The sequence below is a fragment of the Maribellus comscasis genome (genome assembly GCF_009762775.1).
In the GTDB taxonomy this organism is placed as follows: Bacteria; Bacteroidota; Bacteroidia; order Bacteroidales; family Prolixibacteraceae; genus Draconibacterium; species Draconibacterium comscasis.
Genome location: NZ_CP046401.1, coordinates 3196102 through 3216130, shown reverse-complemented (window position 1 = coordinate 3216130; position 20029 = coordinate 3196102). Strand labels below are relative to the sequence as shown.

At 39.1% G+C, this 20029-nt stretch carries 22 protein-coding genes; 12 read left to right on the top strand and 10 right to left on the bottom strand.

Features of this window, described 5'->3' with window-relative positions; all coding sequences use genetic code 11:
* Positions 1-123: 123 nt before the first annotated feature.
* The gene (locus GM418_RS12845; protein WP_246222837.1) at positions 124-699 is read left to right on the top strand and encodes a helix-turn-helix domain-containing protein; all 576 of its coding nucleotides are present in this window, start codon (positions 124-126) and stop codon (positions 697-699) included.
* 74 nt (positions 700-773) lie between these two features.
* Here GM418_RS12845 and GM418_RS12840 read toward each other — a convergent pair whose 3' ends face one another.
* Complete coding sequence (locus GM418_RS12840) at positions 774-1667, bottom strand: sugar phosphate isomerase/epimerase family protein (RefSeq protein WP_158866845.1); 894 nt, start codon at positions 1665-1667, stop codon at positions 774-776.
* 309 nt (positions 1668-1976) lie between these two features.
* On the opposite strand from GM418_RS12840, the gene GM418_RS12835 reads away from it, so the two are divergent.
* From GM418_RS12835 to GM418_RS12810, 6 genes are all read left to right on the top strand, one after another.
* Entirely contained in the window at positions 1977-2186 is a 210-nt protein-coding gene (locus GM418_RS12835) for a heavy-metal-associated domain-containing protein (protein ID WP_158866842.1), read from the top strand.
* Positions 2187-2249: 63 nt separating this feature from the next.
* Positions 2250-2624: an HYC_CC_PP family protein gene (locus tag GM418_RS12830; protein ID WP_158866839.1), complete on the top strand. Its 375-nt coding sequence runs from the start codon at positions 2250-2252 to the stop codon at positions 2622-2624.
* A gap of 81 nt (positions 2625-2705) precedes the next feature.
* Positions 2706-6569: an efflux RND transporter permease subunit gene (locus GM418_RS12825; protein WP_158866836.1), complete on the top strand. Its 3864-nt coding sequence runs from the start codon at positions 2706-2708 to the stop codon at positions 6567-6569.
* On the top strand, positions 6566-7795 hold the full coding sequence (locus GM418_RS12820; protein WP_158866833.1) for a TolC family protein: 1230 nt from the start codon (positions 6566-6568) through the stop codon (positions 7793-7795). Before GM418_RS12825 ends, GM418_RS12820 begins: the two co-directional genes overlap by 4 nt.
* 2 nt (positions 7796-7797) lie before the next feature.
* Positions 7798-9588, top strand: coding sequence for an efflux RND transporter periplasmic adaptor subunit (locus GM418_RS12815; RefSeq protein WP_158866830.1), 1791 nt, complete (start codon positions 7798-7800; stop codon positions 9586-9588).
* Positions 9589-9624: 36 nt separating this feature from the next.
* Complete coding sequence (locus tag GM418_RS12810; RefSeq protein ID WP_158866827.1) at positions 9625-9996, top strand: heavy-metal-associated domain-containing protein; 372 nt, start codon at positions 9625-9627, stop codon at positions 9994-9996.
* Between the two features lie 77 nt (positions 9997-10073).
* Here GM418_RS12810 and GM418_RS12805 read toward each other — a convergent pair whose 3' ends face one another.
* The gene (locus tag GM418_RS12805) at positions 10074-10904 is read right to left on the bottom strand and encodes an SAM-dependent methyltransferase (RefSeq protein WP_158866824.1); all 831 of its coding nucleotides are present in this window, start codon (positions 10902-10904) and stop codon (positions 10074-10076) included.
* A 626-nt stretch (positions 10905-11530) separates the two neighbouring features.
* Here GM418_RS12805 and GM418_RS12800 point away from each other — a divergent pair.
* The 3 genes from GM418_RS12800 (at position 11531) to GM418_RS12790 (ending at position 12922) form a co-directional block, all read left to right on the top strand.
* Positions 11531-11869: a heavy-metal-associated domain-containing protein gene (locus GM418_RS12800; RefSeq protein ID WP_158866821.1), complete on the top strand. Its 339-nt coding sequence runs from the start codon at positions 11531-11533 to the stop codon at positions 11867-11869.
* Positions 11870-12143: 274 nt separating this feature from the next.
* A complete protein-coding gene (locus tag GM418_RS12795) occupies positions 12144-12473 on the top strand; it encodes a heavy-metal-associated domain-containing protein (RefSeq protein WP_158866818.1) in 330 nt (109 codons plus the stop codon).
* A gap of 101 nt (positions 12474-12574) precedes the next feature.
* Positions 12575-12922 (top strand): heavy-metal-associated domain-containing protein, encoded by a 348-nt coding sequence (locus GM418_RS12790; RefSeq protein ID WP_158866815.1) that lies wholly within the window; start codon positions 12575-12577, stop codon positions 12920-12922.
* 94 nt (positions 12923-13016) lie between these two features.
* Here the strand turns inward: GM418_RS12790 and GM418_RS12785 are convergent, their stop codons facing one another.
* From GM418_RS12785 to GM418_RS12750, 8 genes are all read right to left on the bottom strand, one after another.
* Complete coding sequence (locus GM418_RS12785) at positions 13017-13424, bottom strand: hypothetical protein (protein WP_158866814.1); 408 nt, start codon at positions 13422-13424, stop codon at positions 13017-13019.
* A gap of 158 nt (positions 13425-13582) precedes the next feature.
* Positions 13583-13912 (bottom strand): hypothetical protein, encoded by a 330-nt coding sequence (locus GM418_RS12780; protein ID WP_158866811.1) that lies wholly within the window; start codon positions 13910-13912, stop codon positions 13583-13585.
* A gap of 93 nt (positions 13913-14005) precedes the next feature.
* On the bottom strand, positions 14006-14428 hold the full coding sequence (locus tag GM418_RS12775) for a nucleoside 2-deoxyribosyltransferase (protein ID WP_217447787.1): 423 nt from the start codon (positions 14426-14428) through the stop codon (positions 14006-14008).
* The gene (locus GM418_RS12770; protein ID WP_158866808.1) at positions 14425-15390 is read right to left on the bottom strand and encodes a mechanosensitive ion channel family protein; all 966 of its coding nucleotides are present in this window, start codon (positions 15388-15390) and stop codon (positions 14425-14427) included. The genes GM418_RS12775 and GM418_RS12770 overlap by 4 nt, the downstream gene beginning before the upstream one ends.
* Before the next feature lie 80 nt (positions 15391-15470).
* Entirely contained in the window at positions 15471-16313 is an 843-nt protein-coding gene (locus GM418_RS12765) for a mechanosensitive ion channel family protein (protein ID WP_158866805.1), read from the bottom strand.
* 163 nt (positions 16314-16476) lie between these two features.
* Positions 16477-16713 (bottom strand): acyl carrier protein, encoded by a 237-nt coding sequence (locus GM418_RS12760; RefSeq protein ID WP_158866802.1) that lies wholly within the window; start codon positions 16711-16713, stop codon positions 16477-16479.
* A gap of 161 nt (positions 16714-16874) precedes the next feature.
* Positions 16875-17420 carry a GNAT family N-acetyltransferase gene (locus GM418_RS12755; protein WP_158866800.1) on the bottom strand — a complete coding sequence of 182 codons (546 nt, stop codon included), beginning with the start codon at positions 17418-17420 and terminating at the stop codon, positions 16875-16877.
* Positions 17420-18331 (bottom strand): T9SS C-terminal target domain-containing protein, encoded by a 912-nt coding sequence (locus tag GM418_RS12750; protein ID WP_158866797.1) that lies wholly within the window; start codon positions 18329-18331, stop codon positions 17420-17422. Before GM418_RS12750 ends, GM418_RS12755 begins: the two co-directional genes overlap by 1 nt.
* A 59-nt stretch (positions 18332-18390) precedes the next feature.
* Here GM418_RS12750 and GM418_RS12745 point away from each other — a divergent pair, with 59 nt between their 5' ends.
* The gene (locus GM418_RS12745) at positions 18391-19215 is read left to right on the top strand and encodes a peptidylprolyl isomerase (RefSeq protein ID WP_158866794.1); all 825 of its coding nucleotides are present in this window, start codon (positions 18391-18393) and stop codon (positions 19213-19215) included.
* Positions 19216-19314: 99 nt separating this feature from the next.
* Positions 19315-20028, top strand: a complete 714-nt coding sequence (locus GM418_RS12740; protein ID WP_246222836.1) for a peptidylprolyl isomerase — start codon at positions 19315-19317, stop codon at positions 20026-20028.
* Position 20029 lies beyond the last annotated feature (1 nt).

Genomic DNA, 20029 nt, shown 5'->3' with positions numbered 1-20029 from the left:
TGGCTCTTTTTTAGTCGTAACGTTTGAAACAATATTTTCAGCGACTTTACAATTCCTTTTCATTGCCCCAATAACAAACCATATCCCATTTGAATTTGTTACCTTCACAAAAAATTAGTTTTTGTGGCAACAGTTTTACACATAAAAAATATGGTCTGTCCGCGTTGTATCGAAACCGTTGAATCTGTTCTCATGGAAAAAGGTTTTCAGGTGAGATCGATAAAACTGGGCGAAGCCAAGGTTGATAAAGAACCTTCGGCCGAACAAATGCAGGAGCTTTCAACAGCGTTACAAAACAGAGGCTTTGAACTCCTCATTGACAAAAAGAGACAGATTGTTGACCAGGTAAAATCAGAAGTTATCAAACTGGTGCACCACCGTGAAAATGAAATTTTAAATGTCAATCTCTCCAGCCATCTGGCGGGATTGATCGGAGCTGATTACTCTTCCATTTCTACGCTTTTTTCCTCATCCGAAGGAATTACCATTGAAAAATACACCATCCTTCAAAAAGTTGAAAAAGTAAAAGAGTTGCTTTCATACGGTGAACTCACAGCCAGCGAAATCGCTTTCAAAATAGGCTACAGCAGCGCAGCGCACCTTTCTTCGCAATTCAAGAAAGAAACCGGAATGACTCCCGGGCAGTACAAAAATCTGAAAGAAAAAGAACGGAAACCGCTTGACCAGATTGGGAAATAATATTCTCTGTTAATCCATTTGTCTTATTTCAATTACAGACTTGAATCCGCAATAATGTTTGAGAATAGTATCAATCAGGCAAGTATACCCTCCAGAAATTCGAGAGCCTTTTTTGCTTCGGCAGTAACATAAGGTATCTCTCCTGTATTCAGACATTCAATAACAAGCGGACCACCGGTAAAACCTCCCTGCCGCATTCTTTCAAACAATTTAGGAAAATCAACCATGCCTGTACCAGGTGTCACATTCACATCTTTTGGCATCCGAAAATCTTTTACACACATCCCTTTCACAAGGCCATCAACATTAGTAACGTCGTTAACAGGATCTATTTCGCCATTGGAATAGTAATAAATATTACCCGGATCATACCAGAGCGTGAAATTTTTATGCCCAACTTTTGCAATATTCTCACGGCATTGCACACCTGTGGCGTTTGTGCCACCATGAGGTTTCAAGTTAAGAAAAATACCTTTTTCTGCGGCATAATCACAAGCTTCGGCAATTACTTTATAATAACCATCAACATATTCCGGCCGGGAGACACCATTTAGCATTAAACTCGGGCAATTACAAATTACGGCATTGTCAATAAGTTTTTTCAGTGAAGCAACATTTTCGTCAATTGGCTTCTCTCCTTCAAATCTGTGCCCGGATATGGAAATAATCTCCAAACCTCTTGACTTCGCTTCTTCAGCAATTATCGCCGCTTTTTCATCAGTCGTATTCTGATCGATTACCCGTCCCCCTTTTTGAGACATTAATCCTACATATTTAAATCCTGCTTCAGCAATACTATCAAATGCTACCAGATAATCCCACTGGTTCCATGGACGAGTATAAATTCCTATTTGCCAAGGTGAAGATGCTGTACATGCTTTCAGAAAAGCTCCGGCAGTAGTCGCTGCTACTATGCTGCCAATAAAATGGCGCCGCGAAATTAAATTATTTGTGTTATCATTTCCCATTTTTTGAAAGTTGGTTTAAGTGTGTTTATAAATGTACAAATTTTCTATTTAGCAGACTCAGGATTCTGCTTATAATACTGAAATTAAATATTTTCCAAGCGCAAAAGTTTTTCAGGAATTAATAAATCCAAATTAAATCATAGCAAACTACCCTGAGCTAAATGAGTAAAGATGAAATACGAAACTACAGGCAAAAATTCTATGCTGTTATTGAAATATTTCATCAAAAAATCTTACAATTCTTTTCAAAAATTATATAAAATACACACCACTCAATCTACCTACATTTGTGTAAAAAGTTTTTGTAAAATGGAAAAGGTAGTATTGAAAACAGATTTAAGTTGCAAACATTGTGTTATGAAAGTGGAACCAGTGTTAAAAAGTCAAGCCGGAATTATTGATTATTCAGTTGATTTGGAAAATCCGGATAAGCTGGTCACTATTAATTCTGAAGGAGCAAATATTAATTCTGTAATTGAAGGATTTGAAAAAGCGGGATACAAAGCTGAAAAAGTGTAAGTTTGTTACACGCATCAATATAAACATTCTTAATTAAAAGCTGTTTTAGACACAAAAGAGATAATGTTAAAAAAAGCCGTTCATATTGTTTTAGCAAGTCTGTTGTTGGTTTCAACAGTTGGGATGGCTGTATCAAAACATTATTGCAGGGGCGACCTGGTTTCTGTCTCATTCTTTCACGAAGCGCATTCCTGTTGTAGCATGGCGGGTTGCTGCCAAAACGAAAATCATTTCTACAAGGTAAAAGACGATTTTTCATCGCCGGCCGTTTTAGCCGTTCCGCTGCTGGCCGAAATTGATATTCTGGGACAACAGTTTTTTCAGATTGAAACGCTTTTACCTGAAAACAATAAAAATACACAACTTTCTTACTCCGACTCCCCTCCTCCGCTGACGGTTAGGGAAGTACTTGCACGGGAGCAATTATATCTTTTATGAAATTATTATGATAAGTAGTTTGGATTGATTTGTTGAATTCAATCCCTTTCATTTATTATTTGAATTTCATAAGTAACAGATATGCTAAATAAAATCATACGTTTTTTTCTTGAAAATAAATTAGTTACCACACTGGTCTTAATCCTCTTCGTAAGTTGGGGGATTATAACTTCTCCTTTTGGTTGGGACACCGGAGTTCTACCGAAAGATCCTGTGCCAGTTGATGCCATCCCGGATATTGGCGAAAACCAGCAAATTGTATTTACTCAATGGATGGGTCGCTCACCGCAGGATATTGAAGACCAGATTTCGTATCCGCTGACAACTTACCTACTAGGGATCCCGGGTGTAAAATCCATCCGCAGTTCATCCATTTTCGGATTCTCAAGCATTTACATCATTTTTAATGAAGATATTGAATTTTACTGGTCGCGTTCGCGGATACTGGAAAAATTGAATTCGCTGCCATCCGGCCTGTTACCGGAAGGCGTTCAACCCTCGCTCGGCCCGGATGCAACTGCTCTGGGACAAGTATATTGGTATACCATCGAGGGCCGCGACAAAGATGGCAATCCAACCGGAGGCTGGGATTTGCACGAAATTCGTACTGTGCAGGATTTTTTTGTAAAATATTCGCTGAATGCTGCCGAAGGTGTTTCTGAAGTGGCGTCCATTGGCGGTTTTGTGCAGGAATACCAGATTGATGTCAATCCGGATGCGCTGAAGGCATACAACATCCCGCTTCATAAAGTAATGCTGGCCGTTCAAAAATCGAATCGGGATGTGGGTGCCAAAACCATTGAAATCAACCAGGCAGAATACCTTGTTCGTGGACTAGGCTATATAAAAAATGTTGAAGACATTGAAAAAGCCGTAGTTGCAGTTGAAGATAATGTACCGGTACGTATCAAAGATATTGGAGTGGTTAGTCTCGGACCTTCCACACGAAGAGGCGCACTCGACAAAGATGGTGCAGAAGTGGTTGGAGGAGTTGTTGTAGCTCGTTACGGCGCAAATCCGCTGGAAGTCATCAATAATGTAAAAGCGAAAATTGCAGATATCGCCCCGGGGTTACCTTCAGAAGTATTACCCAATGGAGTGGAAAGCCAGCTTACCATCGTACCGTTTTACGACCGGTCAGGTTTAATTTACGAAACATTGGGAACACTGGAAGAAGCGCTGTCACTTGAAGTTCTGATTGTCATTCTCGTGGTTATTATCATGGTGTACAACCTGAGGGCATCATTGCTCATATCAAGTTTACTGCCTATCGCCGTTTTAATGGTATTTATAGCGATGCGCTATTTTGGTGTGGATGCCAACATTGTAGCACTTTCAGGTATTGCCATTGCCATCGGAACAATGGTTGACCTGGGTGTTATTCTTTCGGAAAATATAATTAAACACACAAAAGAAGCATCCCCCGGACAAAAACTGATTACAACGATCTACAACGGATCGGCAGAAGTGAGTACTGCGATTTTAACTGCTGTTTCTACCACTATTGTCAGTTTTATTCCTGTATTTACCATGCAGGCTGCAGAAGGAAAATTATTTATCCCGCTGGCGTTTACCAAAACATTTGCACTGATTGCAGCGCTGATTGTTTCGCTGTTTATAATGCCGGCGCTTGCTCATTGGTTTTTTGGAGCACGCATTAACAGTCAGGCCATCCGAAAATGGGTAAATATCATCCTGATTCCATTTGGAATAATTCTGCTGATTTTTGGACAAATCTGGGGAGGAATGATGATTTTAGCATTTGGACTGGCAGGCACATTAAAAGAAGTTCAAGGTCGGCAGAAAGAAGACCTTAGTCTTGCAGCAGATAACCAAAGCTGGAAAAACCGCTTTCAGAAAGCCGGCAGTTGGTTGCTGGAGTATATTGAAATCGTTATTGTACTGATTGGCGTTACCTGGCTTCTGGCAAAATACTGGCTCCCACTGGGTCCGACAAAGAGCCTCGTGATGAATGTAGTGTTTGTAGCCATACTGCTAACTATTATTTTAGGAGCATTTATTTTACTTGAATATTTCTACAAAAAAATATTAACCTGGTGCCTCGACCATAAAGCAGCATTTCTTTCTATCCCTGCATTTTTAATTATTGTGGGAATAACTATTTGGATGGGATTCAACAGTCTCTTCGGATTTTTGGCCCGTGGGTTTGACAAGGTTGGATGGAATATCCGCACTACTGAAGTTTGGTCAACATTAACACATGAATTTCCAGGCATAGGCAAAGAATTTATGCCATCACTCGATGAAGGAAGTTTCCTGCTGATGCCGACTTCAATGCCACATTCAGGCGTTGATTATAACCGGCAGGTATTGGGTCAGCTCGACATGCTGATTTCCAATATTCCGGAAGTGGAACTGACCGTTGGTAAACTCGGCCGAGTAGAATCAGCGCTCGACCCGGCTCCTATTTCCATGTACGAAAATGTGATTAATTACAAACCGGAGTTTATGCTGGATGAACGCGGCCACCGTGTGCGGTTCAAAACAGACAGCAAAGACAGGTTTATTCTGGCTTCCGGAGACACGCTTTCAAACGAGAAGGCGCTTGAAAAGGGTATTATACGCGAAGATTTAATCCCCAACGAACGCGGAAATTATTTTCGTAACTGGAGGGAAGATATCAAATCGCCCGATGATATTTGGGATGAAATTGTGCGTGTTTCCAAAATTCCGGGCGTTACTTCTGCGCCAAAACTACAACCAATTGAAACCCGGCTGGTGATGTTGCAAACCGGAATGCGTGCACCAATGGGAATAAAAGTATACGGACCGGATTTAACTACCATTGAAGAATTTGGTCTGCAACTGGAAGACATTCTGAAAACAGTGCCTTCGGTAAAAGCCCAGGCTGTTTTTGCCGACCGGATTGTGGGGAAACCTTATATGTTAATTAATATCGATCGTGATAAGATTTCACGATACGGGTTGAATGTGGAGGATGTGCAGCAGACGATTGAAACAGCGGTTGGCGGGATGAAAATAACATCAACTGTAGAAGGCCGCGAGCGGTTCCCGGTCAGGGTGCGCTACCCGCGTGAGTTACGCGACGACCCGGAATCACTGGGAAAAATCTTTATTCAAACACCCACCGGTGCTCAAATTCCGCTAAGTCAGATTGTAAACATTGAATACCAGCGCGGGCCGCAGGCAATAAAAAGCGAGGAAACCTTTTTGGTAGGCTACGTTTTGTTCGATAAAAACGATGGATTCTCGGAAGTTACCGTCGTTGATGATGCACGAAATGCTATTCAGAGACGGATTGACGCCGGAGACTTGGAAGTTCCAGCAGGCGTGAGCTACAAATTTTCAGGAAGTTACGAAAACCAGGTGCGTGCAGAAAAGCGCCTGTCGATTGTCGTGCCGCTTGTATTGGGTATTGTATTCCTGATTCTTTATTTCCAGTTCAAATCGGTGTCCACTTCGCTGATGGTATTCTCCGGAATTGCAATGGCTTTCAGCGGCGGTTTTATGATGCTCTGGCTTTATGGTCAAAGTTGGTTTGTTGATTTTTCCATTTTCGGAACCAACATTCGCGAATTGTTCCAGATGCAGACCATCAACCTGAGTGTCGCGGTTTGGGTAGGATTTATTGCCCTGTTTGGTATTGCAACCGACGACGGCGTACTTATGGGAACCTACCTCGACCAGAGTTTTACCCGGAATCGGACCGATAGCAGAAAAGGAATCAGAGCCGCAGTAGTAGAAGCCGGACAGCGAAGAATTAAACCGGCGGTAATGACCTCGGCAACTACAATTATCGCATTGCTGCCGATTTTAACCTCAACCGGGCGCGGCGCGGATATCATGATTCCCATGGCTATCCCGGCGTTCGGAGGGATGATTTTTGCCGCCATCACCTATTTCATTGTACCGGTGCTATACAGCTACCGTGAAGAACGAAAACTTAAAAAAAATCAGTCATGAAAATAATAACGATACTAATCATATTGATTTCAGGGATAAGTGCTGTACAGGCACAGACACTGGAGGATTATTTCCGGGTGGCTGCCAAAAATAATCCGGGGCTGCAGGCCAAATACAAGGATTTTGAGGCCGCGCTGCAAAAGATTCCGCAGGTAAGTTCACTGCCTGATCCCACGTTTTCTTTTGGCTATTTTATTTCGCCGGTAGAAACACGTGTTGGCCCTCAACGGGCAAAATTCTCACTTAGCCAGATGTTCCCGTGGTTTGGGACCCTGGAGGCTCAGGCTGACGCAGCGTCGCTAATGGCCGACGCCAAATATCAGACCTTTCTGAATGCACGCAACAGACTTTATTTCAGCGTTTCTGAAGCGTATTATCCTTTGGTTGAACTCAAACAGTTGAAAGCAATTGAACAGAAAAATATTGACATTCTGCAATCGTATAAAACCATTGCCAATTCCAAATTTAAAAACGGAAATTCGCCAATGACCGATGTTTTGCGAGCAGATATAATGCTAAAAGAAGCACAAACCAATCTCGGTATTCTGAACAACAGGGAAAAACCATTGCTTGTTGCATTTAACAACCTGCTCAATAGAGATGAGAATGAAACTGTAATTGTTCAGGATTCACTTTTAGTGGAAACGTTGCCCGAAAACTTCAGAAGAGATTCTTTACTAACAAACAATCCCTTACTTGACGCACTCGATTTAAAAAGGAAAGCAAGCGAGGCAAACGAGATTGCAGCGCAAAAACAGGGACTACCGAACGTGGGCTTCGGTCTGGATTATGCGATAGTTGGGAAACGCACCGATATGGATGTGGCAGACAACGGAAAAAACATACTCATGCCCATGGTTTCGATGAGCATTCCCATTTTCAGGAAAAAATACCGGGCAGCCGAAAAAGAAGCACAATTGACGCAGGAAAAATATTCCTACCAAAAGGAGGAAACCATTAATTCGCTTACCTCCGGTTACGAGTCCGTCTGGTTTCAAATTCAACAGCAAAAAGATTTAATCGGGTTGTATAAAGAACAAATTCGTGAAACTGAACAAACTCTGAACCTCTTGTTCAGCGCCTACGGAAATTCAGGAAAAGATTTTGAAGAGGTTTTACGCATGCAGCAACAGTTGCTGAAATATGAAAAAATGAAAGCCACAGCTGAAACGCAGTACCAGACCGCTTTGGCAAAATTAAATTACATCACAGCAAAAACATATTAACAATGAACACAAATAGAAAAACAATAATTATAGTTCTGTCAACACTGGCAATTGGGTTGTTGCTGGGATGGTTGATATTTGGTGGTTCAGAAAGCAAAGCTACCGATGAACATCAACATGAACACAGTGAGGAAGGAGTTGCCGGAGAGACAACCTGGACTTGCTCCATGCACCCGCAAATTCGCCAGAATGAACCTGGTGACTGCCCCATATGCGGTATGGATCTGATCCCGCTGGAAGAGGAACAAAACGGAGATATCGATCCGGCAGCCATAAGCATGTCGGCAACTGCTATGCAATTGGCGAATATTCAAACAGCCGTGGTTGGTTCTTCAGATCCTGTAAAAGTGATTAGACTTGATGGAAAAATTCAGGAAGACGAACGCTTGGTTTTTTCACAATCGTCGCACATTCCGGGGAGAATAGAAACTTTAATGGTGAATTTTACCGGCGATTATGTTCAGAAAGGACAAGTGATTGCATCGGTGTATTCTCCCGATTTGGTCACTGCACAGGAAGAGTTATTTGAAGCACAAAAAATCAAGGACACGCAACCTCAGCTTTTTGAAGCAGCCAAAGAAAAGCTGAGAAACTGGAAGCTGACCGACGAGCAGATTGAACAAATTTTAGCTTCCGGAACTTCGCTGGAAACTTTCGACGTGCAGGCAGACGTTTCGGGTTATGTTACACAAAAAAAGGTAAACACAGGCGATTACGTACGCAGGGGTGAAGTGATTTATGAAATTGCCGATCTTTCTCAGGTATGGGTGCTTTTTGATGTATACGAATCAGATTTGTCCTGGATCAACAAAGGTGATGATGTTTCTTTTGCGATTGAGTCACTGCCGGGCGAAACATTTGAAGGAACCATCGATTTCCTCGATCCGGTTATCAATCCAAAAACGCGTGTAGCAAAGGCACGGATTGTTAAAACCAATAACGGATTAAAGCTGAAACCCGAAATGTTTGTCTCCGGCAAAGTAGAGGCTAAACTGCCTCAAACCGATGCCCTTGTAGTTCCGAAAACAGCTGTTATGTGGACGGGTGAACGCTCGGTGGTGTATGTTAAATCGGAAACCGATCAGGGTGTGTATTTTAACATGCATGAGGTGGAACTTGGTCCTGCTTTGGGCGAAAGTTACGTTATTGAAGAAGGAATTCAGGACGGTGAAGAAATTGCTGTTCACGGTACATTTAGCATAGATGCCGCAGCACAGCTTGCCGGTAAACCAAGCATGATGAGCCCTGAAGGCGGTTCGGTTTCAACTGGCCATAATCATGGCGAAATGAATATGAGCGGAGAAAACACGCAACAGACACCGGAAAAAGTGGAAGCGGTTCAGACTGATCCAAAATTTAAAGTCCAATTGACCGACGTGTATGAGAACTATCTTAAAATGAAAAGTGCATTTGTAGAATCTGATGCTGCAAAAGTTGCTCAGGAAGCTCCAAAAGTGAAAAAAGCTTTAGAATCGGTTGACATGAAATTACTGGTAGGTGACGCTCACATGGCCTGGATGGATCAGTTAAATATTTTAAACAGCAGTATAGAAACCATTCAAAACTCTTCGGACATTGAAGAACAGCGAACGGCTTTTTCAAATTTCAACAATGCATTTTACAAAAGTGTGAAGATGTTTGGATTAAAAGACCAGACCGCTTATTACCAGTTCTGCCCAATGGCTTTTGATAACCAGGGAGGATATTGGCTGAGTGACACGGACGAAATTCTTAATCCATATTTTGGCGATATGATGCTGAATTGCGGTGAAAACAAGGATACATTAAAATAATCTATACAGAGTATTAACCATTTAAAATTCAAAAAGATGAAAACAAAAATTTTAAGTTTAGCAGCCCTTTTTATGATGGGTACATTGTCCGTTTTTGCAGGAAATAAAACGGAAAAAATTAAAGTAAAAGGAAATTGCGGAATGTGTGAAAGTCGTATCGAAAAAACGGTAAAAGGTATTGATGGAGTTTCAAAAGCTGACTGGAATAAGGATACAAAAATACTGGAAGTTACTTTTGACGACGCAAAAACCACTTCCGACAAAATTGAAATTGCGGTAGCAAAAGTTGGTCACGACACGCCTCATCACAAAGCTGACGATAAAGTTTATGAAAAACTTCCGGCGTGTTGTCATTATGATCGGACCGCTGAAAAATCAGAAGAATCGCATGAAGGACATATGCACTGATGTACAAAAAAACTATCCTATTCATCGGGTGACTTTGAGTCACCCGATGGATGAATTAGTTTGACCAACAAAATAACTTACTGTAATCTTGAGGCTGTCCAGGGTTCTGAAACTCCACCCTTCCTAGAAGTTCCATTCATACTATTTTTATCTACCCGGCATCTGTAATTTACCTCGTTACATGTAAAACTAAAAATGTCACCTTCCAATTTGCCCTCAGAAATGTCAAAATATCGCACACCTTTTTTTAGTGTCCCCGACACTGTTTGATAATTTTGGATTAATTTCAATTGCCCCTCGTTACATTTCCAGTTTCCTTCAACTTTGGCAGGCACAATCCACAGGTATGCAAGGTTCCAGGTAATCGATTCGTCTTCAATAATTCTCATTTCATCATACGGCCAGTCCTGCATCGAAAAAGAGTTGGTTATAATCCGTGTTCCCGGTTTGAGTTCGAGCAGTTGGGGACGCAACTTTCGGTTTATTTCCGGTAAAAGAAACATTGTAATTACCGTAGCTTTTGAAAAATCATACTCATAAAAGTCCGCTTTAACAAAATTGGTTTTATCTGCCACGCCCTCTCTGGCTGCTATTCTTTTGGAGTATTCAACCATATCAGGATTAAACTCTACTCCTTCGGCACGAATGCCTCTTTTTGCTGCAGCGATTACAATACGCCCGTCTCCGGAGCCTAAGTCAACAAGGTAATCGGCAGGTGTTAGTTTTGCCATTTCAATCATTGTATCAACCAGTGCTTTTGGAGTAGGATACCAGATTACATCCTTTCCAGCCTGCCCCAGTTGCGGTTGGTAGCTATCTTTAGATGTGTTTTGTGAAAACAAAATCCCCGAAACCAGTAACAATACGATTCCCATGAACAGCGGCGCCAAATAATTCCTGTTTTTCATTGGTTGTAAGTTTTAGTCTTTAAATCTCTGATATAAAATCCTTTAATACCGAATTCACTACATGATAAGTTAAGAAAAAATCAGGATTAATTTGCCAATGCCTATGAATTTTATTTGAAGCTTCTTTATTGAACAGTTGTCCGGAAGTCGACAACTCAGCTTTGAAACATTCACCTGTTGACTGGAGTTCAGCTGGCGTAAATTCGTTGGGTTGTCTCTTTTTTTATTGAGCAGGTGACCGAAAATCACCGACTCAAGGATGGATCCAACTCCCTTCTACTAATGCTATTTCTTCCTCGTATTGTTCGAGCCGGGTGAAAATAATAAAAACAGTAGAGGTTTTGAATTAAGAATTCCCAAATGTGACCTATGCTCACCCGGAATAATTTAAGCCGTATTAACGCAGCAAAAATTTATCTATTTGAAAAAAAATTATCAAATCGATAGCAACTGCCTTTACTCTACAAATAACAACACACACATATACAGCAAGTTAAATCTCCACAATGATATTGGCACTTGCTTTGAAAAAAAGACACCGAAGTCCTGAAACAATCAGATTTCCTTAAACACAACCTGTTGTGTGAAAGCAAACACTATTTATTAATTTAAAAATTCAAAAAGTTATGAAGACAAAAGTTTTAAGTTTAGTTACCCTGTTTATGTTGAGTGTTGTAACAGTTTTTGCTGCCGAAAAAACAGAAACGTTTGAAGTAAAAGGCGGTGATTGTGAAGAATGTAAAACACATATCGAAACCACAACCACCGGAGTGGAAGGAGTTACATCTGCTGTGTGGGATGTAGAAACAAAAGAACTCACCGTTGTATTCGACGATGAAGTAACCACCCTTGACAGTATCGAAATGGCCATCGCTCAGGCAGGAAACGACACTCCCACTTACAAAGCTCCCGAAGAAGCCTATTCGGCGCTACCGGAATGCTGCCAGTATGAAAAAGAGGAGTAGAAACTGCCCCTTAATTTATACCGTCGAACAATTGCAGACTGTTTAATTAAGAGGTAAAAGTAAAACCAATTCAAAAATCAAAAGAGGTTATCTTTTTGAAATAAAATTTATCAAATTGATATACCTCTTATTTTTATCACAAAACTCAAACATTTAGCAAAGAGCACATTACCTGACATTCAATTCTGGTACTGACTTTGAACAGAAGCAATAATAAGCAAATATTCAGGTTAACTTAAAAAGGAAAACTGAATATTTATTAAACTTAATTGTGATGAAAACAAAAGTAATTGGCTTTATAATTGGTTTTATAAGTAGTTTTTTAACGGTTTTTGCCGAAAACAAAACCGAGACGTTTATAGTAAAAGGTGGCAATTGTGATGAATGTAAAATTCACATAGAAAAAGCGGCGCTTTCAGTTTCCGGTGTATCAATAGTTGATTGGGATAGGGAAAGTAAAGAGTTACAGGTGGTTTTCGATGATACCAAGACCGATGTAGATTCCATCCAGAAAGCAGTTGCAAAAAGAGGAAATGATACGCCAAACCACAAAGCAAATGAAGAAGCTTATAACGAGCTTCCTCCATGTTGCAAATACGAATAAGACTCGTTTTGTAATGAAAAAAAACAGGGCTGCTTAATTCAGCCCTGTTTAACTACAAAGCCTTTTAAACCAACATTTACAAATGATTTAAAATGATTAAAATGGATAAAAAATCAGATGGTTCAAAAGGTGAATCTAAAAGCTCAGTGGCAAAACAAAAAACCATACAAATACAAGTAAAAATGGTTTGCAAGGGATGTTGCAAGTACATTGAAAGACTGATACTTGCGATTGAGGGTACTGTGTTTGTCCATTGCAACTACAAATACAATTTGGTGGAAATATGTTTTAATCCGATAAAAACCAACCAGAACGAAATTGAAAAGAGTATTTCTGAAGGGGGATATGATACGTTAAATTATAAACGAAAAATAGAATTTTACACCGATAAACCTAAATGTTGCGAATATCGCGATGAGTTGAATAAAGATGATGATTTCAGAGCATAGAACTGATGACTGGAATAAACTCCCACAAAAAATATATACCCCCCCAAAAAAAAGGGCAACCCAAGATTAGCGGGCTACCCAATTTTAACGAAAACTAATTTTCAGTAAGCTGTCCCAGTAAAATTTTCAGGAAATATTTTTCAGGAACAAGAAAATGCCTTAGCAAAAAGAAATTGTCGCCGGGCAAAATCAAACTTACACTTCTCATTCTGGTATACGACTGCGGATAAAAATTCTGCCAGTCGCTCACATATACCGAAGTTGGATTGGCCGATTCAACATACTCTGTTATAAAAAGAACAACCTTGCTATTACGCATAAATACTTTGATGCTGCTCCCCGAGAACAACTCTGAACATAAAGAAATAACATACTGTCCCTGTTGTGTTTCTTCAAGAAAATCCACAATCTTTATTTCGTCAGACAGTTCCTGGTTTCCAAACTGTATTCGCGCCAGATTTGATTTATGTTCCGGAGCAAAACTATTTATCATCGTTTTCATATTATTCTGATTTTAAAATTTTAAAATATATTTCCCTGAAACAGGAAATTCTGCTTTTATGTAACATTTTACAATTGATGTTTGTGAAAAGTGAGCTGCCCTGAACTGCCAGCCGGAAGATGACGGTAGTTTTTAAGCTGCAAATTTCCAAAAAAACCTCAGACTTGTGAAAACGATGGAGGAGGGAGATCGATAAGAAAATATTGAAACGAATCTGTGAAAAAAAGCGATAAAAAAACAGGGACGTTTTTTACTTTGTATATTGGTGAATGAATATCCGGTGCAGTATTTTCAAAAAATAAGTCGGGCCCGTTAGAATCATTTAAGTCCTGTTCGTCACAAAAACCTGTTTTTAAATAAACAAAATTTTGAATTCCTGGATCAAAAATAGAAATCCCATCTACGTTCCTTTTCTTATCAATATTTTCTCCTGCCTCGCTTTGAAAAGCAAAAACCAATAGAACCAATATTGACAATAATATTTTCATGAATTTTCTGTTACCGAAATTAAAAGTAAGGGTTTAAGTGCGCCGTTGTTCCCTGATTACGTTAATTAGAGTTAAACCACAGATTAATAAAAGTTAAAAATATCTTTTAAAATAATCGGCGACCCATTTTTGAGCTTCATCTATGGTTGTATACTTTTTAATCTCCAAATCGGGGCAACCGGAGATCATAGCTGAAAGATTCCTTCCGTACTCCGGACGAAACAAGCACAACACTTTTTTGCCTGCTTCGATGGCTCGTCCAATTTCGTAACCCACTCCCATCGAAACAATAGTAACTTCGGCAACTAACACATCAGCCGACTGAAGCCACTCCAGATCGCGGTTATGAATATATTGATCAGCGGGTCCGCCATCGCCATTACTTGTGAGACTGGGATCTCCCACATGTTCAGTTAAAACCTCTCCATAATTTTTTAAAAACTCTATTATCTCAAGATACAACGCAGCGTCTTCTCTTCCGCCCCGAATAGAACCGGCAAAATAAATCTTCATCATTTTTCTTTTGAAACCTCACTTATTATTTCTTTCGCAACCGTCGGATTTGTTCCACCACCTTCAACAACAACTCTTGTGCGGGGCAAACTTTCAGGGTAATTTTTCTGAATAAATTCAATGAGTTTTTCACGAATAAAAACCCGTAAATCCCAGGCGGTTGGCGAATCTTTGGCACTCATCAATGCACGAATTTCCACACCATACTCTTTGGCATCGGTAACCTGAAGTACATTTACCTTTTTATTCCACAGAGGAGTACTTTCCAGAAGGCGTGTTTGCTCTTTTCGTAAGGCATCAAACGAAACATGGTAATCGGTGTAAATAAAAACCGTCCCCAAAATTTCAGCTGAGGTACGCGTCCAGTTCTGAAAAGGTTTTTCAAAAAAGTAAGTAGTTGGAACAATCAGGCGTCGTAAATCCCAGATCTTTACTACGACGTAAGTTAAGGTAATCTCCTCAATCCGGCCCCACTCGTTCTCAATAATCACAACATCGTCAATTCGGATTGGTTGTGTTATTGCTATTTGAAATCCGGCAATTACAGCAGCAATAATTCGTTGCGCAGCAAAACCAATTATAATACCTGCAACTCCCGCAGAGGCAAACAAACTTATCCCCAAACGTTTTACATCATCAAACATCATCAGGATGAGTCCAATAGAAATAATTATGACCAAAAAGACAATAATTTTCTCCAGAATATTGAATTGTGTTTGAAACTTCCGCGACCGAAGATTGTCTTCCTTTTCAAGATCAAGATGTTCAACAAAAATTCTTTTAAATGTTCTGATTCCTGCGATAAGCAACCAGGCAAAACTCGCAATTAAGAGTACCGAACCGGAGGTCTGAATAATTTCAAGATCATTTGTATTAAACCAGTTGTATTTCTCAATAAAATATTTAAAAAAAACCGATACCAGTAATAAAAACACAGGCAGTATAAATCGTTTAATATGGCGCATCTTTTTTTGTTTTTTGTTGTTACGGAAAAACTTTTTATATCAATCGAACAGCTAACAGGAAAGGTTGTTGAGTAACAACGCTATTTTTGTCCCGGATTCGACTTAATATGCACATCGCGTTGAGGAAATGGAATTTGAACGCCGTGTTTTCGAAACTCGTCATCGATGGCATATCTTAATTCACTTTTAATATTTTCTACCCAAAAAGTTTGCATTACCCAAAAATACACCTGGAATTCGAGGGCAGAATCACCAAAGTTGTTAAACCGGACAAAAGGTTTTGGGTTTGCCGAAATATTTTTATTCTGGCCGGCGCAATCCAGCAGGATTTTTGTGACCAGCTTTGTGTCTGAACCATAAGCAACTCCCACTTCAACCGAGAAACGGGTGTTATAATCCATCTGGCTCCAGTTTATAATTTTGTCATTTACAAACTGAGAATTTGGTACAACCAGGATGATATCCTCCCGGGTTTTTAATTTTGATGTTCTTAATCCGATGTGAATAACCTTTCCTACAGTTCCATCTTCCAGCTGAATAATATCGTTTATTTGCAGGTTCCGCTCAAAAAGAAGTACAAGCCCTGATGCAAGGTCACTAAATAACTGCTGGATACCAAAACCCACACCAACCAAAAGAGCGGTAATACTGGCCAGTAAAACCGAAACCTTTACACCCGATGTTTCAAGAAGTAAGACAATTACAATAACCCAGATGACATATCTGAGTATCAGATAAATCGACCAGTATGAGCGCCGTTCCTCCTCATTTCGGGCAATAAATCTTTTAAAAATGCTTCGAATTATTTTTAACCCGACAAAGGTGAATAAAAGAATTACTAAAACGATTACGATACTGTCAACAGTGATAATTATGTCTCCATGCTTCCAAATTTGAAGCTTAAGAAATTCCTTAATTGTCATAGCCGGAAATAAAATTAAAAACAAAATAACAAGTTAGTAAATTTCGCAAAAGTTACTTCTGTTTGCTTATAATATCTGTGTTTTTTGCGCGGGAAGCAAACAAAAAAGGGCAAATTCAAATTCACCCTTTCCACCTTTTTAATAATTAAATTATCAGCTTTTGTTAAGCTGTTCTCCCTAAATAATGTAGTGTGTCCTTAACATTAACAAAATTTCCCAGTTCCTGATCGTTAACCGAAATATTAAAAATTCCTTCCAAATAATAGGTGAAAATCTTCCAGTCAACATTGTCAAATTTCAGGTCTTCATCAAAAGATGCATTTAGATTGATGTCTTTTTTCTGTACTCCGGTTTTTCGAAGCACACGATAGAGATTTCTTCTAATTGACTTATCTTCCATGTTTTTCTTGTTTTCTTTCTACAAAAATAAAAAATCGAACAAACGACTTCAAGGGTCAAATATACAAATAATCAGCATATTGCAGACTACTTTAACAGAAATTAACTGGTTTTTACATTGGTTTAATATAAAAAACTGATAAAAATCAGAAAATCTGTCACTTACACTTTATTATCAGAACGTAATAAACTAAAAACTTCCAAATCGAAAAATTTATTGTTATGTCTCTCACCCGCACGCTCGATTCCTTCAAACTGAAAGCCAAGTCTTCTGGGGATTGCTGCACTTTTTGTGTTTCCAACAGCCACTTTTATTTGAATTCGGTTAAGTTTTAATTTTTGAAAGGAATAAGAAATTAATTTTCCAACACAAGAAGTAATAATCCCCTTCCCCTGCATTTCTTTTATCAGCCAATATCCGATTTCTGTCTTCCGGTTTATCCAGTCGGTATCTTTAAAACCAATAAGACCGCCAAATTCCCCATCGACAAAAATGCCAAAAATTTCATCTTTTTTCCGGCTTTCTTTCTGCGCGGTTATGCTCTGAATAAACAACACGGTATCGGAAAGCTCAAGAGTAAAATCAACAAATGGCAACCAGGTTCGTAAAAAGTCCCGATTTTTGTCGATGGCTGAAAAGACATCCTGAGCCATAGAAAGTTTTAATGCTTCCAAACAAACATGATCGCTTACGACAAGGGTTTCCATCAGTTATTTATCGCTTTTAAATCGATTAAAAAAATCTGTTGAACATATGTGGCTGTTCGCTCACACGAAATCAGCAGCGAATCGTTTCCTGTAAAACAGATACCTTCCGTTTGAGCCGAAAATATATCATCCAGTTCCATATAAATTTCCTTGCCTCCAAAAAAACCATTTTCAGTAATATCAGAAAAGACCCACACAATTGGTTTAAAATCTTTGTACCCTACCATGGCCAAAGTCTTTTCGTCGGGACTTATATCTGCCCCGGTTACTAAACCGTTTACGTTAAATGTGTCGGTTAAAGTTAACAAATACTCACCCTCAGTTTTTGGTATTTTATAAACCGATGTTGTTTCGTTAACCCAGTCTTTTGTAAAAATTATAAGCTCCCCGTTAAAATCAGTAATCGCCTCACAATCAAAAGAATTGCTAAGTGGCTGATAATTAAAATCAGTCTGCTCCTTGTACGAAAATTTTATTTCTACAGCTTCTACTGTATCCATCGAATCAATATCGCTCTTTTTTATTTTATATATCTTCAGATTTTTTCTTTCACCATTATTGTTCCCAAAATCGCCAATATAAATATGCTTGTCATCCTGGGCAATGTCTTCCCAATCAACATTTATCGCATTCTCAACCGCAACTTCTTTTTTAATTTCACCGGAAAAATCCAACCCAAAAAGTTTATTCTCTCCTCCGCTATCGTTAAATGTCCATAAAAGATTATTGTACAAAAGTAAACCTGAACTTTCTTCAACCTGCAAAGGAATTTCAGCAATAAAAGACTGGGGGACAACCTTTAAAACAGTTTTTTTATTCTTGTCTTCGGGTTTTTCGGAAACGCTGTTACTTTCTGTTGAGCAGGAAATGAAGTACATTAAAAGAAAGAGCATGGACAAAATTTTCTTCATCTTTTTATCTTTACAACAGTTTTTAAAATTTTTGTTCAATTTAAATAAAATTTAGAAGAATGAACCGATTCCTCCTATTTATGACTGTGACTCTTATCGTTTCTTTATTATCATGCGCCAACGACACAAAAAAAGAAGATGATTTGGTATCAATAAAAACAGATTTTGGTAACATTAAAGTTAAATTGTATAATGATACACCAAAGCATAAAGAAAATTTTCTAAAGCTGGCAAACGAGGGTTTTTACGACGGGTTACTTTTTCACAGGGTCATTAATCATTTTATGATTCAAGGTGGAGATCCTGAGTCAAAAAATGCAGAAGCAGGCGCACGGTTGGGTGGTGGTTCACCGGGCTACAAAGTTGATGCTGAGTTTTTACCCGAAAAATATTTTCACAAAAAAGGTGCTCTGGCAGCAGCAAGGAGAGGTGGACCTTCAAATCCTGAAAAGCAATCCAGCGGCTCGCAATTTTATATTGTGCATGGCGAAATTTTTACTCCCGGGAAGTTGGATACCATGGAAATGATGATTTCGGGAAAACAAAAAAACGAAATTCTAAAACAATGTTTTGAAGCTGCCAACGATGAGTTGCAAAAATACAGAGAAGATAACAACCCGGAAGGTTTTAATATAAGAGTTGCTGAAATAAGAGAAGAAGCTGACAGTATTTTTGAGGCTTCGGCTGAAAAATTTAAATTTACTGATGCTCAGCGCGAAGCTTATACAACTATCGGAGGATATCCTTCGTTGGATGGAGAATACACTGTTTTTGGCGAGGTTGTTGAAGGGTTGGATGTACTTGACAAAATTGCCGCAGTTGAAACCGACAAGAATAACAGACCTTTAACAGATATAAAAATGGAGATGGAATTGGTAAAATAAATTATGGTACGAGTTTTAATATTCATTGTTTTTTTCATTTATTCATTTCAAAGTTACAGTCAGACAAAAATTGTGGAGATATCCACAAATATGGGGAGCATGAAGTTTAAACTATACGACGATACCCCAAAACACCGTGATGCTTTTATTGAACTGGCCAAAGAAGGATATTACAATGAAACTCTTTTCTACCGGGTAATTCAGGATTTTCTCATACAAGGTGGTTCAAAAAGCTCAAAAAATGCTCCTCCCGGGAAACGGATAGGTTACGGAGATCCTGACAAAACTGTTGATGATGAAATTCTTTCAAATCATTTTCATAAAAAGGGAGCTTTGTGCGCACCGCGTCAACCCGACGAGGTTAACCCCTACAAACAGTCCGACATTTCGCAATTTTTTATCATCAAAGGCAGGGTTCATACCGAGGGCGAACTGGATACTATGGAAATAGCTGTCAATCGTCCAATCAGAAATAAAATTGTACAGCAATACATGAACCCGGAAGTGCGCGAAAAACTCAAACAATTAAAAGAAGAAAAAAAAGTCGATGAGTTCAGAAAAATTGCTGCCGATATAAAAAAGAACATCGAAACAGAATATAACCTTGATCCTGAGGTGCTGGAATTTTCAGAAGAACAAAGAAAAGCCTATACAACTGTTGGAGGCTATCCCGATTTGGATGGAAAGTATACTATTTTTGGCGAATGTATTTCGGGATTTGAAACCATCGATAAAATTTCGGCACTAAAAACCGATAAAAACAACCGCCCGTTTACCGATGTTAAAATAACAGTTAGAGTACTGAGCGAATAAT

Bases quoted from the DNA above. Each gene is read 5' to 3' on its own strand.
- GM418_RS12775 (WP_217447787.1), bottom strand. From the start codon at position 14,428: ATGATGAAGATTTATTTTGCCGGTTCTATTCGGGGCGGAAGAGAAGAC.
- GM418_RS12820 (WP_158866833.1), top strand. From the start codon at position 6,566: ATGAAAATAATAACGATACTAATCATATTGATTTCAGGGATAAGTGCT.
- GM418_RS12840 (WP_158866845.1), bottom strand. From the start codon at position 1,667: ATGGGAAATGATAACACAAATAATTTAATTTCGCGGCGCCATTTTATT.
- GM418_RS12805 (WP_158866824.1), bottom strand. From the start codon at position 10,904: ATGAAAAACAGGAATTATTTGGCGCCGCTGTTCATGGGAATCGTATTG.
- GM418_RS12760 (WP_158866802.1), bottom strand. From the start codon at position 16,713: ATGGAAGATAAGTCAATTAGAAGAAATCTCTATCGTGTGCTTCGAAAA.
- GM418_RS12770 (WP_158866808.1), bottom strand. From the start codon at position 15,390: ATGCGCCATATTAAACGATTTATACTGCCTGTGTTTTTATTACTGGTA.
- GM418_RS12765 (WP_158866805.1), bottom strand. From the start codon at position 16,313: ATGACAATTAAGGAATTTCTTAAGCTTCAAATTTGGAAGCATGGAGAC.
- GM418_RS12835 (WP_158866842.1), top strand. From the start codon at position 1,977: ATGGAAAAGGTAGTATTGAAAACAGATTTAAGTTGCAAACATTGTGTT.
- GM418_RS12740 (WP_246222836.1), top strand. From the start codon at position 19,315: ATGAAGTTTAAACTATACGACGATACCCCAAAACACCGTGATGCTTTT.
- GM418_RS12750 (WP_158866797.1), bottom strand. From the start codon at position 18,331: ATGAAGAAAATTTTGTCCATGCTCTTTCTTTTAATGTACTTCATTTCC.
- GM418_RS12780 (WP_158866811.1), bottom strand. From the start codon at position 13,912: ATGAAAATATTATTGTCAATATTGGTTCTATTGGTTTTTGCTTTTCAA.
- GM418_RS12795 (WP_158866818.1), top strand. From the start codon at position 12,144: ATGAAAACAAAAGTAATTGGCTTTATAATTGGTTTTATAAGTAGTTTT.
- GM418_RS12830 (WP_158866839.1), top strand. From the start codon at position 2,250: ATGTTAAAAAAAGCCGTTCATATTGTTTTAGCAAGTCTGTTGTTGGTT.
- GM418_RS12815 (WP_158866830.1), top strand. From the start codon at position 7,798: ATGAACACAAATAGAAAAACAATAATTATAGTTCTGTCAACACTGGCA.
- GM418_RS12800 (WP_158866821.1), top strand. From the start codon at position 11,531: ATGAAGACAAAAGTTTTAAGTTTAGTTACCCTGTTTATGTTGAGTGTT.
- GM418_RS12790 (WP_158866815.1), top strand. From the start codon at position 12,575: ATGGATAAAAAATCAGATGGTTCAAAAGGTGAATCTAAAAGCTCAGTG.
- GM418_RS12785 (WP_158866814.1), bottom strand. From the start codon at position 13,424: ATGAAAACGATGATAAATAGTTTTGCTCCGGAACATAAATCAAATCTG.
- GM418_RS12810 (WP_158866827.1), top strand. From the start codon at position 9,625: ATGAAAACAAAAATTTTAAGTTTAGCAGCCCTTTTTATGATGGGTACA.
- GM418_RS12825 (WP_158866836.1), top strand. From the start codon at position 2,706: ATGCTAAATAAAATCATACGTTTTTTTCTTGAAAATAAATTAGTTACC.
- GM418_RS12755 (WP_158866800.1), bottom strand. From the start codon at position 17,420: ATGGAAACCCTTGTCGTAAGCGATCATGTTTGTTTGGAAGCATTAAAA.
- GM418_RS12745 (WP_158866794.1), top strand. From the start codon at position 18,391: ATGAACCGATTCCTCCTATTTATGACTGTGACTCTTATCGTTTCTTTA.